Origin of the sequence: Rhizobacter sp. Root404, from assembly GCF_001425865.1 — a bacterium.
GTDB lineage: Bacteria > Pseudomonadota > Gammaproteobacteria > Burkholderiales > Burkholderiaceae_C > LMDS01.
On record NZ_LMDS01000005.1, the window covers coordinates 551,608 to 568,643 of the forward strand.

11 protein-coding genes and 1 other RNA gene are annotated in these 17,036 nt (G+C 70.8%); 7 read left to right on the forward strand and 5 right to left on the reverse strand.

The features are described 5' to 3' along the window. The first annotated feature begins 61 nt into the window (after positions 1 to 61). The 6 genes from ASC76_RS16735 to ASC76_RS16760 all read left to right on the forward strand — a co-directional run bounded on the left by ASC76_RS16735 (position 62) and on the right by ASC76_RS16760 (position 11,434). Complete coding sequence (locus ASC76_RS16735) at positions 62 to 2,728, forward strand: PD-(D/E)XK nuclease family protein (protein WP_056468806.1); 2,667 nt, start codon at positions 62 to 64, stop codon at positions 2,726 to 2,728. Then, positions 2,725 to 5,985 (forward strand): exodeoxyribonuclease V subunit beta, encoded by a 3,261-nt coding sequence (locus ASC76_RS16740; protein ID WP_056468808.1) that lies wholly within the window; start codon positions 2,725 to 2,727, stop codon positions 5,983 to 5,985. The genes ASC76_RS16735 and ASC76_RS16740 overlap by 4 nt, the downstream gene beginning before the upstream one ends. Before the next feature lie 81 nt (positions 5,986 to 6,066). Beyond that, complete coding sequence (locus ASC76_RS16745) at positions 6,067 to 7,971, forward strand: HDOD domain-containing protein (protein WP_056468810.1); 1,905 nt, start codon at positions 6,067 to 6,069, stop codon at positions 7,969 to 7,971. Then, positions 7,968 to 10,349 carry a serine/threonine protein kinase gene (locus tag ASC76_RS16750; RefSeq protein ID WP_056468813.1) on the forward strand — a complete coding sequence of 794 codons (2,382 nt, stop codon included), beginning with the start codon at positions 7,968 to 7,970 and terminating at the stop codon, positions 10,347 to 10,349. Before ASC76_RS16745 ends, ASC76_RS16750 begins: the two co-directional genes overlap by 4 nt. 110 nt (positions 10,350 to 10,459) lie before the next feature. Continuing rightward, positions 10,460 to 10,696 carry a hypothetical protein gene (locus tag ASC76_RS16755; protein WP_056468817.1) on the forward strand — a complete coding sequence of 79 codons (237 nt, stop codon included), beginning with the start codon at positions 10,460 to 10,462 and terminating at the stop codon, positions 10,694 to 10,696. A gap of 42 nt (positions 10,697 to 10,738) precedes the next feature. Next, positions 10,739 to 11,434 (forward strand): SOS response-associated peptidase, encoded by a 696-nt coding sequence (locus ASC76_RS16760; protein WP_056468820.1) that lies wholly within the window; start codon positions 10,739 to 10,741, stop codon positions 11,432 to 11,434. Positions 11,435 to 11,485: 51 nt separating this feature from the next. Here ASC76_RS16760 and ASC76_RS25445 read toward each other — a convergent pair whose 3' ends face one another. Together ASC76_RS25445 and ASC76_RS24785 are read right to left on the reverse strand one after the other, a co-directional pair. Next, entirely contained in the window at positions 11,486 to 12,322 is an 837-nt protein-coding gene (locus tag ASC76_RS25445) for a hypothetical protein (protein WP_157615765.1), read from the reverse strand. A gap of 292 nt (positions 12,323 to 12,614) precedes the next feature. After that, positions 12,615 to 12,899 (reverse strand): PqqD family protein, encoded by a 285-nt coding sequence (locus ASC76_RS24785; RefSeq protein ID WP_082549229.1) that lies wholly within the window; start codon positions 12,897 to 12,899, stop codon positions 12,615 to 12,617. Between ASC76_RS24785 and ASC76_RS16765 the strand changes: the two genes are divergently transcribed. Then, positions 12,898 to 14,043, forward strand: a complete 1,146-nt coding sequence (locus ASC76_RS16765) for a nucleotidyltransferase family protein (RefSeq protein ID WP_056468824.1) — start codon at positions 12,898 to 12,900, stop codon at positions 14,041 to 14,043. The two genes, ASC76_RS24785 and ASC76_RS16765, sit on opposite strands and share 2 nt — an antisense overlap. A 68-nt stretch (positions 14,044 to 14,111) precedes the next feature. On the opposite strand, the gene ffs is transcribed toward ASC76_RS16765, so the two are convergent. From ffs to ASC76_RS16775, 3 genes are all read right to left on the reverse strand, one after another. Next, positions 14,112 to 14,208, reverse strand: an RNA gene (gene ffs / locus ASC76_RS24790) — signal recognition particle sRNA small type. A 38-nt stretch (positions 14,209 to 14,246) separates the two neighbouring features. Continuing rightward, positions 14,247 to 15,809 (reverse strand): phospholipase D family protein, encoded by a 1,563-nt coding sequence (locus ASC76_RS16770; protein ID WP_056468827.1) that lies wholly within the window; start codon positions 15,807 to 15,809, stop codon positions 14,247 to 14,249. 4 nt (positions 15,810 to 15,813) lie between these two features. Then, positions 15,814 to 16,932 carry an AIR synthase-related protein gene (locus ASC76_RS16775; protein ID WP_056468830.1) on the reverse strand — a complete coding sequence of 373 codons (1,119 nt, stop codon included), beginning with the start codon at positions 16,930 to 16,932 and terminating at the stop codon, positions 15,814 to 15,816. Between the last annotated feature and the right edge of the window lie 104 nt (positions 16,933 to 17,036).

Genomic DNA, 17,036 nt, shown 5'->3' on the forward strand with positions numbered 1-17,036 from the left:
TTCTGACACAAAGCCCCGACTTTCGCGGTGCACGGCGCCCTCGGCGACCCTCTTCATTCCTATGGCAACGATAGTCCGGCGGGCTCTTGAAATCGGCGATGCGCGCGCGCCGCGCTGGGATGCGATCGCGGCCGACGTGGCGGCCTGGGCGGCCGTCGAACGCGTCGCGTTGATCGATGCGGTGCTGCTGGTCCCGTTCGCGCAGTTGCTTCCCGAAGCGCGCGGGGCATTCGCCCGGCACGGCGGATGGATGCCGCGGATCGAGACCACGCGCACGTTCGCGCAGGGCCTGGGCCCTGCTGTGGCGCCGCGTGCCGGCGAGCTCAGCTTCGATCCGACGCTCGATGCGCTCAGCGCTTCCGCGCTGCTGCGCGCCCAGACGTGGGGTGCGGCGTGGGCGCGGCGCGATCAGCGTGGCTTCGAGCAGGCGGTGCGCATCGTCGTCGCGACGGCACAGGAGATGGCGCGCGCGGCGGCGGCCGTCCCGCCCGCGGCGCGCGGCGCCCACTGGGCCGCGGCGCGCGAGCTGATGATGCCGATCGGCGGCCCGGGCGCGAGCGAGCGACTGCTGACGCGTGTCGCGCTCGAGTGGGCGAGCGTCGCGCCGGCGCCGGCCACCGACCGGCTGTTCGAACGCGCCGCGTCGTCGGCATGGATCGCCGTGCAGGCCGGCGGGCCCGACACGCTCGTCGACCGGTTGATGCGGGAAGCGCGCGTGCCGTGCCTGCTGATCGACACCGATGCGCCTGAGGACGACCCGTTCCTTTCCATGGAGCACCATGCCACGCCGACGCACGCCTGCTGCGACGCCTTCGAGCACGAGGCGCAATGCGCGGCGGCTCAGGTGCTGTTGCACCTCGAGCGTGGCGAGAGCCCGGTCGCGCTGATCGCGCAGGACCGCGTGCTGGTGCGCCGCATCCGCGCGCTGCTCGAGCGCCATCGCGTCCGCCTGCTGGACGAGACCGGCTGGACCCTGTCGACGACCCGCGCCGCGGCGCAGGTGATGAGCCTGTTGCATGCCGCGCGGCCCGATGCCGGCACCGATGCACTGCTCGACTGGCTGAAAGCCGGCACCGCGTGGGGACGCACCGATGCCGACGACGCCGTCGCCGCGCTGGAATCGAATTGCCGCCGCCTGCAACTGGCGCGCACCGCTGCGCTCGATGCCGCTGCGCTCGATCCGCCGGCCACGCGACTGTGGGCCGCTGCGTCCGAGGTGCTCGCGGAACTGGCCGCGGTGCGCCGGCAGCCGCTCCCGGCGTGGCTCGCGGCGCTGGCGCAGGCGCTCAAGCGTTGCGGCGCGTTCGACCTGCTGCGCGACGACGACGCCGGTCGTCAGGTGCTGCTGGCACTTCGCCTGACGCCCGCGGCGACGGGCGCGCTGGCCTGGACGGCGGGTGCCGCGCAGGCGGTGATGACACTCCTCGAATTCCGTCACTGGGTCGACGGCGTGCTCGAGCAGGCCACCTTCCGGCCGACGGCCGAATTCGATGCGCCGCCCGAGGTGATCGTGACGCCGCTCGCACAAGCGATGCTGCGGACCTTCGCGGCCGCCGTCGTCCCCGGCGCCGACGACAGGCGTCTCGGCGCGATGCCGTCCGCGACGACGCCGGTCAGCGAGCCGATCGCGGCCGCGCTGGGCCTGCCGACCCCGGCGGCGCGCCGGCGTGCCGAATTGCTGGCGTTCGTGCAGCTGCTCGCGGTGCCGCGGGTGACCTTCATGCGCCGCCGCGTCGACGGCAGCGAGCCGCTGGCCGACAGCCCGCTGGTCGAACGCCTTGCGCTCGCGCTCGCCGAGCGGGGCCGCGCGCTGGCCGCGTGGCACGACCCGCGCGCCGCTGTCGCCCATCCGCCGACGCCGGTCCACATGACGGCGCCGGCCGCGCCCGAGCTGCTGCCGGCGCGCCTGTCCGCCAGCGCCAGCGAGGCGCTGCGCGCGTGTCCGTACCGCTTCTTCGCGCTCTCGATGCTGCGACTGCGGGAGGACGACGAGCTCGAACGCGAAGTCGAGAAGCGCGACTACGGCACCTGGCTGCACACGGTGCTGTACGACTTCCACCGCACGCGGGCGGCACCCGAGGCGAGCGCCGTCGAAACCGCTCGGCTGCTTGCGCTCGCGCGCACCAGCCAGGCCGCGCAGGGCATCGCCGATGCCGATTTCCTGCCGTTCGCCGCGTCGTTCGAGACCTTTGCGCCGCGCTACGTCGCCTGGCTGCATGCACGCGACGCGAAAGGCGCGCACTGGCTCGCCGGCGAAGAGGAGGCGACGCGGGCGCTGCCCGGCGTCACCGGCATCGAGCTGCGCGGCATCATCGACCGCATCGACGAGCGCCGCGCGCCCGGCGAAACCGTCCTCGAGCTGATCGACTACAAGACCGGCAGCGCGAGCAGCCTGCGCGAGAAGGTGCGCGACCCGCTCGAGGACACCCAGCTCGCCTTCTACGCCGCGCTGATGCGCGAGCGCGGCACGCAGCCGATCAGCGCCTGCTACCTCGCGCTCGACGGCACGCGCGGGATCGAGGAGGTGCCGCACCCGGAAGTCGAATTCAGCGCCGCCGCGCTCGTCGACGGGCTCGCGCACGACTTGCGCCGCCTGCAGGCCGGCGCGGGGCTGCCGGCGCTCGGTGTCGGCTCGACCTGCGAGCACTGCGCGGCGCGCGGCATCTGCCGTCGTGATCACTGGGCCGAGGCGCCCGCCGATGCCGCGACCGAGGCGGTCCCGCGATGACGACCCGGGCCGCCTACCTCGCCGACGGCCGGCCGATAGCCCGCGACGCCTTCTACGCGCTCGCCTGCGACCCGCGGCGCAGCGTCGTCGTCGAGGCCTGTGCCGGCGCCGGCAAGACCTGGATGCTGGTCTCGCGCATCCTGCGCGCCTTGCTCGACGGCGCGCAGCCTCACGAGATCCTGGCCATCACCTTCACCCGCAAGGCCGCCGGCGAGATGCGCGACCGGCTCAACGAATGGCTGCGCGCGTTCGGCGCCGGCGCGAGCGAGGCGGTCCGCGTGCGCGCCTTGGTGGAGCGCGGCCTGTCGCCGGCCGACGCCGAGCGCCTCGCGCCCCAGCTCGCCACCCTGCACGCGCGCCTGCTGGCGGGCGGGCGCACGGTCGAGATCCGCACCTTCCACGCCTGGTTCTCGCAGTTGCTGCGGGCGGCGCCGCTGGAATTGCTCGACGAGCTCGGCCTGCAGCAGGACATGGAGCTGATCGAGGACCCGGCCGACCACCGTGGCGAGGTGTTCCGCCGCTTCCATGCGGCCGTGCTGGCCGAGCCGGCGCTGCGCGCCGACCACGCGGCGCTGATCGCGCGGCGCGGGCGCTCCCAGACGCGCAAGTGGCTCGAGACGGCGTGGGACAAGCGCGTCGAGTTCGAGCTCGCCGACGCCGCCGGTGTGCTCGAGGAAAGCGTCCCGGCGCCGCAGGTCCACCTCGACGGCTCGCATCCGGCACAGGCGCTGCTCGGTGCCGCATGGGAGGCGACGTTGCGCGACCTGGAGCGTGCGCTCGGCCTCGGCGGCGCGCGCGCCAGGGATGCCGCCACCAGCCTTGCGCTCGCGCTCGCGGCGAGCGAAGCGCAGGCCCGCTTCGAGCACGCCTGGGCCGCGCTGTTCACCGAGAAGGGCACGCCGCGCAAGCAGCTCGGGCAAATCGCCGAACTGCTCGGCGTGCAGACCGAACTCGAAGCCATCGCGGCGCAGATCCACCAGCTCGACTGCCACGTCGAGCACCTGCGCATGGTGCGGCTCGGCCGCGTGCTGCTGGCCGAGTTCGCGCGCTACAAGCAGGGCCGGGGGCTGGCCGACATGTCCGACCTGGAGCGCTGCGGTCTCGCGCTGCTGCGCGACGCGACGCTCGCGGGCTGGGTGCAGGAGCGCCTCGATGCGCGCATCCGCCACGTCCTGATCGACGAGTTCCAGGACACCAGCCCGCTGCAGTGGCACGCACTGCATGCCTGGCTCGCGGCCTACGCCGGTGCCGGCGGCGGCGCGAGCGGGCAGCGGCCGCCGGGCGTGTTCATCGTCGGTGACCCGAAGCAGAGCATCTACCGCTTCCGCCGCGCCGAGCCGCGCGTGTTCGAGGCCGCGCGCCGCTTCGTCGTCGAGGCCCTCGGCGGCAGCATGCTCGCCTGCGACCACACGCGGCGCAACCGGCCCGAGGTGCTGGCGGCGTTGAATGCCGTGTTCGACCAGGCCCAGCGTGGCGGGGAGTTCGACGGCTTCCGGCCGCACACGACCGAGCTGGACGCCGACGCGGCTGCCGGCGTGGCGCTGCTGCCGCGCGTGCCCCGGCCACCGCGCGCGGCGCGCGCCGCGAGCGACGACGACCAGCCGATGCTGTGGCGCGACACGCTGAGCGTGCCGCGCCACGAGCCCGAGGAGGTGCTGCGCGAGCGCGAAGCCGCGCTCGTCGCCGACGCGATCGCTCGCCTGGTGGCGGACGAGGGCGTCGCGCCCGGCGACATCTTCGTGTTGAGCCGCAAGCGCGAGTCGCTGCGCTTCGTCGCGCAGGCGCTGCGTGCGCGCCGCGTGCCGTATGCCGCGGTGGAGGAGACGGCGCTGATGGACGCGCCCGAGGCCCGCGATCTGGTGGCGCTGCTGGACGCCCTGGCGTCGCCGCGGCACCGTCTCTCGCTCGCGCAGGCGCTGCGCAGCCCGCTCTTCGGCGCCAGCGACGCCGACCTGATCGCGCTGGCGCACCGTGCACTGGCCGAGCACCACGGCGACTGGTGGCAGGCGCTTCTCGGAGCGGAGGTGGACACCCGCCCCGCATTGCAACGCGCCCGCGCGCTGCTGCCGCGCTGGCGCGCGGCGGCGCGCACGCTGCCGCCACACGACCTGCTCGACCGCATCGTCCACGAGGGCGGGCTGCGCGAGCGCGTCGCGGCGACGGTGCCGCCGGTACAGCGGGCCGCGGCGCTGGACACGATCGACGCCGTGCTCGCGCAGGCGCTGACGCTCGATGGCGCGCGCTACGCCACGCCCTACAACTTCGTCCGCGCGCTGCGCCGCCGCGCGATCAAGGCGGCGTCGCCCAGCCATGCCGATGCGGTGCAGCTGCTGACGGTGCACGGCGCGAAGGGGCTGGAGGCGCGGGTGGTGTTCGTGATGGACGCCGACCCCGAGCCGAAGAACCCTGAGACCGCCACGCTGCTGATCGACTGGCCGGTCGAGGCCGAGGCGCCGCGGCGTTGCGCGTTCGTCTACGCCGAATCGCAGTGCCCCCAGTCGCTGAAGGGCGTGCTCGCGGCGGAGCTGGACGCGCGGCAACGCGAGGAGCTGAACGGGCTGTACGTCGCGATGTCCCGCGCCAAGCAGCGGTTGGTGTTCAGCGCGACCGAACCGTTCCGTCGCGCCGGCGCGGCGCCGTGGTGGGCACGGGTCGAGCCGCTGGGCGACGCCTGGCCGATCGAACCGGCGCACACCGAGGCGGACGATTCGACGCTGCCGCCCGCCACGCTGCTGACCCTGGCCTTCGCGCCGCGACCGGCACCCGAACGCCGCCCGCCGCGCGCGCCGGACACCGACGCCACGCGGCTGGGCAAGGCGGTCCACCGCGCGCTGGAATGGGCCGCCGCGACCGGCGCCCACGCCGCCGACGACACGACATGGACCGAGCTCGCCCACGCTGCCGCGACCGAATTCGAGGCGCCCCCCGCTGCCGTCGCGGCGCTCGCCCGCACGATCCTGCGCAGTCCCGACGCGGCCCGTTTCTTCATCGGCCCGCAGCTCGCCTGGGCGGGCAACGAGGTGCCGGTGAGCGTGGACGGCGAAGCGCTGCGCATCGACCGGCTGGTGCGGCTCGACGAGCCCGGCGGCGCCACCTGGTGGGTGCTCGACTACAAGCTGTCCCACGCCCCCGAGCAACTCGACGAGTACCGCGTCCAGCTGCTGCGCTACCGGGCGGCCGTCCGCGGCGCGCAGCCTGGCGCGGGCGTGCGCTGCGCCTTCATCACCGGCAGCGGCGCGGTGCTCGAGATCGATTGACGGTCGGGCGGCCAATCCAGTCATTTGGACGGTGTTGCGCCGCCTGATCGGTGCACTGGCACGGTGCGGCCCGGTTTCCAATTGGACAACTTCACGACCGTCCCGATGGCCGCCAACGCCTTGCCCCAATCCCCGGCTCACGCCAACCCGACCCGCGCGTTCGGCCGCTTCGAGCTGCGCCGCTTGCTCGGCAAGAGCGCCGGCACGATGGTCTGGCTCGCCCACGACCCCCGCAGCGGCGCCGAGACGATGCTCAGCCTGCCGCGCGTGCAGCCGACCGACGCGGCCGCGCTCGAACACTGGCAGCGCGACGTGCGCCTGGGCTCGCGCCTCGACCACCCGAACCTGGCGCTGGTCGCCGAGATCGGCGTGCAGGACCACTGGCCGTTCATCGCCGTCGAGCGCAGCCAGGGCATCACGCTGAAGGAATGGCTGGCGCTGCACCCGAACCCGAAGCCGGCCGAGGTCGTTGGCTGGGTCACCGACCTGTTGCACGGCCTGGCGTTCGCGCACGACGCGGGCGTGGCGCACCTCGACCTGCAACTGCACAGCCTGTTGATCGACGAACGCGGCGGGGTCAGCCTGATGGGGCTGGGCGTGGCTGGCGACGCCGCCCGCATGGCGCAGGAGGCCGCGCGCGGCCGCTCGATCGAACGCACGATGGCGATGGACCCCGGCGAACTGCGCGCGCGGCGCGCCGCCGCCGCGCGCGACCTGCTCGCCGCCGGCATCCTGCTGCAGCACCTGCTCACCGGCCAGCCGGTGCTCGACCAGCCCGACACCGCGCTCGTGATCGGCCGGATCGCGCCGCTCGGGCGCGAGCTGGTGCGCCTGCCGTGGAGCACGCCGCTGCCGATCCCGGAGGCGCTGCGCGCGATCGCCAACCGCTGCACGTCCGGCCAGGAGCGGCTGCGCTACCAGAACACCCGCACCTTCCTCGGTGCGCTGACCGGCTGGCTGGACAGCCAGTCGGAAGAGGGCGGAGGGCCGATCGGCCTGCTGATCGACCGGCTCCACAGCGTCGGCCACCTGCCGGCGCTGCCCGGCCTGGCCGCGCGGGTCGCCCGCGTGACCAACCTCGAAAGCCAGCGCACCGACGAGATCGCCGACCAGGTGCTGGACGACATGGCGCTCAGCTTCGAATTGCTGCGCACGCTCAACTCCGCGCAGGTACAGGGGACGCAGGTGCAGGGCAACGGCCCGGTGCTGACGCTGCGGCGGATCATCTCGCTGATTGGCGTCAACGGCGTGCGCCTGGCCGCGAACACGCTGCGCCCCTGGCCCGGCCCGCTGAACGAGACCCAGGCCGCCGCGCTGCAGGTCACGCTCGACCACGTGCGCCTGGCCGGCCAGACCGCGCAGGCGCTGCGACCCAAGGGTTACGACGCGCAGGTCGTCTACCTGATCGCGCTGCTGCAGAACCTGGGCCGGCTGATGCTGCGCTACCACTTCGCCGACGAGGCCGAGCAGATCGAGCAGCTGATGAAACCCGCGCTCGCGAACCGCGATGCACACGTTGCCGAGCAGCCCGGCCTGAGCGAGGAAGCCGCGTCCTGCGCGGTGATCGGGGTCGAGATCGAGGCGCTCGGCACCGCCGTGGGCCGCCACTGGGGTCTCGGCGACGACGTGATGCACATGGTGCGGCGCCTGCCGCGCGAGGCGCCGGTGCGTCGGCCGGATTCCGATGCCGAGGTGCTGCGCCTGACCGCCAGCGCCGCCAACGACGTGGTCGATGCCGTCGCGGCCGCCGGGAGCCCGACCGGGCCGCGCGCGCTCGCGGCGATCGGCCAGGTGGCGCAACGTTACGGGCGTGCGCTCGGCATCAACGCCCGCGATGTCGGCGACGCCTTGCAGGCCGCGCGCGAGGCGCTGCGCAAGGGCGTTCCGCTTCCCACGCCGCGCCGCGGCGACCTCGCCGCGGTGAAGGCCGACGCTGACGCGCCGGGCGCGACGGCCGGCGCTGCCGAGCCGGGCGCCGCGGCATGATCGTCGGGCGGTTCGAACTCAAGCGTGTCCTCGGCGAGGGCGCGCAGGCGAGCGTGTGGCTCGGCTTCGACCGCCGCCTCGAGCGCGAGGTCGCCGTCAAGCTGATGCATCCGGAGGCCGCCGCCGATGCGCTGGCTGTCGGCGAGTGGCTGCGCGAAGCGCGCAGCGTCAGCCGGCTGACGCACCCGAACATCGTGCCGGTGTTCGAGGCGGACCTGCACGGCACCCAACCGTACCTCGTGTTCGAGTACGTGCCGGGCCCGACGCTGGCGCAGCACCTGAAGGCGCGAGGTGCGCTGCCGGCCACCGAGGCCTGCTCGATGATGATGGGCGTGCTCGACGCGCTGCAGGCCGCGCACCTCGCCGGCATCGTGCACCGCGACCTGAAGCCCTCGAACATCCTGGTCGATGCGAGCGGCCGGGCGCGCGTGATGGACTTCGGCATCGCGGCCCGGCTCGACGATCCCGGCGCGCTCGACCAGATCGTCGGCACGCCGGGCTACATGTCGCCCGAGGCCACGCGCGGCGGCGCGCCGACCGCGGCGATGGACGTGTTCTCGGCCGGGCTGGTGCTGGTCGAGATGCTCAGCGGCGCCAAGCTCGTCGACGAGCGCGACCCGTACCGCGCGATGCGCCGCATCGCGAACGAAGACCTTCGCCTGCCGGGCGACTTGTCGGAAGCCGACGACGCGCTGCGTGCGCTGCTGCGCCGCGCGCTCGAGCGCGATCCGGCGCGACGCTGGCCCAGCGCACAGGCGCTGCGCGACGCGCTGCAGGGCTGGCTCGCGCCGGCGCCGGCCTCGCCCGACGCCGTCCAGCCGGCGCCGGGACAGAACGGCACGCTCGACTTCCTGTTGCGTCGCATGCGCCACAAGAGCGACTTTCCGGCGCTGTCGGATTCGGTGACGCGCATCCAGCGGGTCGCGAATTCCGAGAACGAAAGCCTGGCGAGCCTGTCGAGCGAGATCCTGAAGGACGTGGCGCTGACCAACAAGCTGCTGCGCCTGGTCAACACCGCCACCTACTCGAACGCCGGCGGCAGCATCAGCACCGTGTCGCGCGCGGTCGCGCTGGTCGGCTTCGCCGGCATCCGCAATCTGGCGATGAGCCTGGTGCTGCTCGAGCACATGCACGACAAGGGCCACGCCAACCTGCTGAAGGAGGAGTTCCTGCGTTCGCTGATGGCCGGCATGCTGGCGAGCGAACTCGGCGGGCTGACGCGCTCCGGCGAGGAGGCCTTCATCGGCGCGATGTTCCAGAACCTCGGCCGGCTGCTGACCGAGTACTACTTTCCGGACGAGGCGCGCCAGGTGCGCGGCATCGTCGCCGCCGGCGGGCAGGGCACGGCGCCGGTCGTCGGCGAGGAGTCGGCCGCGGTCAGCGTGCTGGGCCTGAGCTTCGAGGCGCTCGGGCTGGGCGTGGCGCAGGCCTGGGGCCTGCCGGCCGCGCTGCAGGGCTGCATGCGCAAGCCGACCGGCGAGCCCCCGACGCGCGCGCCGCAGGATGCGATCGAGCGGCTGCGCTGGCTGACCTTCACCGCGAACCAGATCACCGACGCGATCCTGCGCTGCGAGCCCGAACAGGCCAAGGCCAAGGTGGCCGACGTCGCGAAGCGCTATGCGCGCTCGCTCGGCATCGGCGCCGACGCCATCCAGGCGGCGGCCGAGACCGCACAGCAGCGCCTGGTCAGCATGGCGCAGGCGATGAATCTGCATGTCGGCGCCAAATCGCCCGCGCGGCGCCTGTTCGCGACGCCCGACGGCCACGAGGCCACCCTCGCGGTGCCGCGGGACGATTCGCTGGTGCCCCACGCGCTGCAGGCCACCGTCACGCTCGAGCAGCAGCCGCCGCGCACGCCGCTGGACAACGCCGCCGAGGTGCTGGCCGCGGGCATCCAGGACATCACCAACACGATGGTCGAGAACTTCCAGCTCAACGATGTGCTGCGGATGATCCTCGAGACGATGTACCGGGCGCTCGGGTTCCGCCGCGTGGTGTTCTGTCTTCGCGACCCGCGCACCGAATCGCTGACCGGCCGGTTCGGCCTGGGCGAAGGCGCCGAGGCGGTCGCCAAGGGCTTCAAGGTGCCGCTGAAGGCGGGCGGCGACCTGTTCGCGGCCGTCTGCATCAAGGGCGCGGACACCTTGATCGCCGACGCGACCGTAGCCCACATCGGCGCGAGGCTGCCGGCGTGGTACCGGTCCAGTGTCAACGCGCCGGCCTTCCTGCTGCTGCCGATGCAGATCAAGGGGGCGCCCTTCGCGCTGATCTATGCCGACAAGGCACAGCCCGGCGGCATCGCGCTCGGCGAGAAGGAGCTGTCGCTGCTGCGCACGCTGCGCAACCAGGCGGTGATGGCGTTCAAGCAGATCAGCTGAGCGTCGCGAAACCGCAAACCTCCATTCGCAGGGGTTCCAATCGGGCAACAATTGGTTAAATTTCCGCCTGACCGCTCGCCCCCTGCCGGCAGCGGCACCGAGGAGCCCCGATGCTGACTGCCGTTCTGTTGCTCGCCGCCGTGTTCGCCGCCTGGATCGGCGTCGACTGGTGGTTGACCCGCCGCGACGAACGACTCGAACGCGGCCGCGCCCAGTGGTCCGCCGCCGGCCCGAACCGCAGCTTCCACTCGACGGCGTGGGAAGACACCGTGCCGCCGCTGGAGGTGCAGGAGCCGCCGCGCGCCGGAGCCGCGGCACCGCACGACCGCCGCCGCGCGACGGTCTGACGCAGGCACCCGGCGGGGCGACGCGCTGCGAGAATCGGGCCGATGTGCACCCGCTATGTCTCGCCCGATGCCGCCGCGATCGAACGGCACTGGCGCATCGACCGCCGCAACCCCTGGCGCGGCGGCGAGATCTTCCCGCAGCGGCCCGGTGCGTTCCTGCGCGCCGCGCGCGATTCGACCGAGTTCCAGCGCGAACTCGTCGTCGGGCAGTGGGGCCTGATCCCGTGGTTCGCGAAGACGCCGAGGCTGACCTATTCGACCTGCAACGCGCGCTCGGAAGAGCTGGCGTCGAAGGCCACCTTCAAGCAGCCCTGGGCGCGCGCGCAGCGCTGCATCATCCCGGCCGCCTCGTTCGACGAGCCGAACTGGGAGAGCGGCAAGAACGTCTGGTGGCGCTTTCGTCGCTCCGACGGCGCGCTGTGGGGCCTGGCCGGGCTGTGGAACGTCTGGACCGACCTCGCGACCGGCGAGATCCACGAGAGCTACACGATGCTCACCCTCAACGCCGACGCGCACCCGCTGATGCGCCGAATGCACAAGCCCGACCCGAAGCTCGCGTCCGACCGGCAGGACAAGCGCAGCGTGATCCCGATCGCGCCCGAGGACACCGACCTCTGGCTCGCCGGCCCGCCCGAGCAGGCGGCCGGGCTGATCACGCTGACCGATGCGAGTGAATTCGACGCCGGGCCGGTCCATCCCATGGGGGTGCCGGCGCAGGGCGAACTGGGAGCGTCCTAGCCAGAGGCTTGCGCGCGGCCTGGGTCAGGCGGTGCGCCGTTGTGGCCGCTCCTAACTGACAGGCACTTGTTCGCAGAACAGGTCACAGGTACGCGTCAGGTCGGCGGCTTCGAGCTCGAAGCATCGCATCCGAGACGCGGTTCGCAGAGCGACATCTAGACCCTGATCAGGGTGGGCCAGCGCGTTCAGCGTCGCTGTGTACAGACGTGCACCCGCCTCTGCCGAACTCAGCCTTCGCAACGTCGGCGACGCGCGCAGACGGTCGTGGCGGACGAACACGAGGGAATCGATAGGGCAGAGCAGCATTCCTGATACGGGGATGGCTTCCGCGCCGATGCGCACTGTGTCTTTCAAATGGCGTACACCCGCGGCAGGTAGCGGATGCGAGGTCGGAGGCAAGCTCTTCAGACTCAATGCACGCGGATAGGGATGCACGCACAACGTGTCCACATCAATGGGGCTCAATTCATCGCTGAGATAATTGAAACCGCGATGCAAGAGACCCCAGGCAGTTGTTGACTTGCCGTCTCCCGACGCTCCCGCGAGCAAGTGGGCCCGCCCGGAACGTTCAAGGGCGGCCGCATGAATGAACAAGAGTTCGGGTCGCTTGAGTTGCAGTGATACGGTCAGGTCGTGCTCAAGTGCGTAGAGGACGTCGTCCCAGCCTTCGCATTCGACGCTGCGTTGCACCGGGCAAATCAGCTCTATCCGCCCGAAAGGATTCCGTCGCACCAGATAGGTTAGAGGCGGCGTGGAACCAGTTTCACCGCCCCCACCACTGTCCCGAATGGCGGAGAAACAGAAGGCCAGCAATTCTGCTGCTTCGGCGTCGTCACATCGAATCGAAACATGCTGTCCGAGCGTCCTGAACGACAGCTCGCGAGCCACAGAAACGGAAGCCGCAACCAACCGCACCAAACGCTAAGCGCTCGGAAGTTGTGACGACAGCGGTGCGTCAGTGATCGAACTCGTGTTGTCCATTGCTGACTTCCCGTGGCCCTTGCCGTCCTTGGGTCTTTTGTCCGGCTTCTCCGACCCTGACTTGGCGTACGAAGGAGCAGCCTGAAGCGTCAAGATGGCCGGCGCGACATAAGCTGCCTTCTTGAAGAAATCCCGGCGGTTTTTTGAGGTTCGATCCATGGAGGCCTCCCGTGATCGCACAACGATGAACACCTTGGTTCTAGCACTCGGCGCTTGGTTCCGGGAGCAGCCCAATGGCCCGGAGCTGTGTAACAGTCGTTACTACATCTCTCACTGCGGCTTCGAGGTCGACCTCATAAGCAGTCGTCAGACATTCCGCAATCTCCGGCTCGGACAGGCCGCTATTTTTGAACTTCCAAATCAGGCTCGCGGTTGCGTTCAGTTGGTGCACCTGGCATTCAAGGGTGTCTAGTGCGACAACCTCACGGCCAAGCTCGCGGATCATGATTCCCTCCCGGTTGCCGAGGGGGGGTGGCTTTGCCATGTACTTCTCCGGCTCGCTGATCCGGCATTATTTCAGGAGGGCAAAGCCCACTGTGCAGACCCCGCGTATACAGATGAAAGAGCGGAAAGAACCATTTCCTCTGGTTTCGCAGTTGCTCAGCCACGCGGCCGGCGTGTGGCCGATGCTCCGGTTCGATCTGCTGACCGACGCTGAGCGTCAGCTTCGGTGGGTGCTCGCGGGTGGACTGGGTCCGCTGCTGTGGCACGCTTCGCAGACCACGGGCGCTTCGGTTCCGGCCGATTGGCAATCTGGTTTGCTGGCGGCCGACTTGACCGCGCAGGTGAATCATCAATGCTTGGTCGAAACGGCCCTGGATGTGCTGCGCGCGGGCCGCGCTACAGGCGTACCCGTCACGCTTCTGAAGGGCATCTCGGTCGCGGAGCAGTTGTACCCAAAACCCCACCTGCGCCCCATGGGCGATGTTGATGTGCTCGTGCCGCGCGCTGACTATGCGCGCATCGAAGCGGCACTCCTGTCCAGCGCTTACCGGCGGTTGGACTTTCCGGAAGTTCAGGGCCTGCAGCATGGTCCACCGTTGCGGAACGATGCATTGCGTACGCTGGTCGAACTACATACGGAGTTATTTAGCGCGGATTCCCCACTGCGACTCCATGGCGATGCATTGATCGCCGCAACAGTTCAGCAGGTGGGGGTTGTGCCGAGCCTCTTTCGCGGTCGGCCAGTGAATCGTCTGTCTGCCGAGTTTCAGTTGCTCTACATCGCTGCGTCATGGTTCAACGATCTGACGCACTATCCTCCGCATCCCAGCTTTCTTGCGTCGTTGTTCGACGCTGTCTACCTGACAAGGCGTTATCCGGAGTTGCTGGACGACGACAGAACGTTGGCCGAAGTTGACAATCCGTTCGCTCGTGCCTCGCTCTACGCGTTGCTGACCTATCTGCCGCGCTTTGGCGTCCAAAGCGCGTCGCCGAGACGACTGGCGGCGATGCGCCGGGGCCTTTCATTGGTTGGCCCGTTGGAATTGCGGATGATCCACGGCATGCTGGATCGCTGCATGGTGGGTGCCCGATATTGGACTTCGTTCCTGCCGATTCCCGTGCCGGGGCGATACAGCGTTCGGCATCAACTGATCAAACGGTCCAAGTCGCTTTTCAGCTGGTGAATGCCGATCAACCATCCGAGCAGCGCCTCGGGTCGTCGACCGTTCAAGCGTGAGCCTTGGGAATTGAAGGTGACGAGCCTGACCCCGGCACTGGTCGCAACGGTTGGGGCTGCTTCGTTCCCGACCTGACCCGGTTGGCCGCGCTTCCATGCGGGGAGGCCCGTCGCTTCGTATTCTAGGCGACGCGCACGAAGTCCCTCGGTCTACAGCTGGCTTTCGGGCACCAGAAGGGACAGCAACATCAGACGCACGCGCTGCCACAGGCTCGTGTCGGGATCGACGTCGAGCTCCTCGGGCCGGTCGGCATCGATCGCGACCCAGCGCACGCCCATGCCGTGCGGGCGCAGCTTGACCTGGTAGACGCCGGCCAACTGGTCGACCTTGAAGGCGGCCAGCACCATCTCGGCCAGCTTCGGGTTGTCGACGCGTACGCCGATCTCGGTGTTGATGCTGGACGAGCGCGGGTCGAGGTTCATCGAGCCGACCAGCATCATGCGGCGGTCGATGAAGCCGAGCTTCGCGTGCAGCCGCCCGGTCGAGGTGCCGAGCAGGCCCTTCATCGTGCGGTCGAGCTTGAGGCGGTTGGAACTGAGCTCGTACAGGTCGACGCCCATCTTCAGCAGCGCCAGCTGATGGCGCTCGAGCCCGACGCTGACCAGCGGTTCGTCGCTGACCGCCAGCGAGTTGGTGACCACGCGCACCGGCACGTCGCGTGCGCGCAGACGACCGATGCGCGCCAGCGCCTCGCGGCCGGGAATGAAATACGGCGAGAACAGCATGACCTCGTTCTGCGCCTCGTCCAGCTGCAGCAGGAAGCGGTGGGTCAGCGTGTCGTCGACCGCGATGCTGAAGTTCGCCGGGTCGATCTTGTCGGGCGAATCGGCGAAGGCGTCGGCGCGGGCCGGCAGGAACGACAGGCTGCGCTGAGCGAGCCCGGTGCTGAAGGCCGGGCCGCCGAAGAAGTCGGGTGCCATCGGCACGTCGGGGCGCGGATCGTCCCGGGTGGCCTCGTCGAACACGGCGCGGGCGACCGCGGGCTCGTCGGGCGCCACGCCGGCCGCGCGCGTCACGTCCTGCACCGGATAGACCCGGGTGCTGTTCCAGTACAGGTCGAACCAGCGGCCGAGCTGGGGCACCGCGGCGCCGGTCAGCGTGAGGTCGAAGTCGATGAAGTTGCCCTGCGTGCCGCGCAGGAAGTACTCGTCGGCGAGGTTGCGCCCGCCGACCACCGCGATCACGCCGTCGGCGATGAACAGCTTGTTGTGCATCCGGTGGTTCAGGCGCTTGAAATCGAGTGCCAGTGCCAGCAGCCGGCGCGACGACGAACGCCGCTCGGTGATGAACGGGTTGAACAGCCGGACCTCGATGTTCGGCGTGGCGGCCAGCCCGAGCAGCAGGCGGTCCATGTCGGCGGTGTAGAGGTCGTCGACCAGCAGGCGCACTCGCACGCCGCGCGCGGCGGCGTCGCGCAGCGCGCGCAGGATCGGGCGGCCGGTCGAGTCGTCGCCAATCAGGTAGTACTGCAGGTCGAGCGAGGTGGTCGCGTTCTCGATCATCGCCAGCCGCGCATCCAGTGCGTAGCTGGCCTGGAGCAACGGCCAGACGCCCGATTCGCCGGGCGGGGTGCCGGCGTCCTGCGCCACCTGCGCCAGCGGCGCGTCGGCCGGTGCGGTCAGCATCGTCGACGGTGTGCGCTCGACCCGCGGCAGCACGCCGGCGCAGCCGCTCAGCAGCGCCGCGAGCAACGCGACCCACACCAACCGCATCGGCCTAGCGCAGTTGCAGGTCGTCGGTGCCGAAGCGGATGCCGAGCGGTTCGATCAGCAGTTCCTTCGGTCCCGCCTCGACCTGGCCGGCGACGAGCGCCTCGATGCCCTGCGCGCGCGCCACGTCGACGGTGCGCTGCGCGTCGGCCGCGGCCACGAAGATCGCGAAGCCCGCGCCCATGTTGAGCGTGCTGTAGGCCTCGCGGTCGTCCTGACCCGCGTGCCGCTGGATGAACTTCAGCACCGGCGTGACCGCCGGCACGCTGTGGATGCGGTAGCGGTGCTCGGCGGGGTGGCGCAGCAGCTTGCGCCAGCCGTGGCCGGTGATGTTCGCGCAGTAGTGCGGCGTGATGCCGGCGGCGTAGAGCGCCTCGGTGACGGGCGAGTAGAGCACCGTCGGCGCGAGCAGCGCGTCGCCATACGTCAGGCCCGGCGCCACCTCGGTGAGGTAGCCCTGCGGCAGGCGCTCGACCAGCTTGCGCGCCAGGCTCAGGCCGTTGGCGTGGATGCCGCTGGACGCGAGCAGCACGATCGCGTCGCCGGGTGCCAGCTGGTCACCGACCGACAGTCGCGTCTTCGGGTTGATCAGCCCGGTGCAGGAGGCCGCCAGGTCGATGCGCCCCGCCTCGACGATGCCGGCCAGCGCCGGCGTCTCGCCGCCGCCCCACGCGACACGGCAGACATCGCAGGCGCGCTTCCAGCCGGCCACCAGCGCCTGCGAACGCTGGGCGTCCGCGAACCACTCTGAGCCCCCGGCGGCCCAGTAGGCCTGCACGACCAGCGGCGTGGCGCCGACGGTGATCAGATCGTTGATCGCCATCGCGATCGTGTCCTGCGCGATGCCGTCGTAGTAGCTCTTGCCGGTCAGCGCGTGCATCTCGTCGGCGACCAGCGCCTTCGAGCCCAGGCACTCGACGATGCTGGCCAGGTAGAACGGGCCCACGTCGACCACGTAGGCCGATTCGCCGCGCGACGCCGCCACCTCGGTGAAGCCGTGCGCCGCGAGGTGCCCGGCCGTGGCCGCGGCGGCGCGCTGCGCCGTGACCTTCAGCGGGTCGATCAGGTCGTAGTTGACGCCGGCTTGTTCGTAGCTGAGCGTGGCGGGCGTGGAGGTCGGGTTCATCGGGGCAGGGCGTGAAGCGAAGCGAGGATTATCGGCCACGGTCAGTGCTGCGCGGGCCCGGCGCCGGGCCGCTCCCAAGCGGGACCGCATCCCCCGGGGGATCG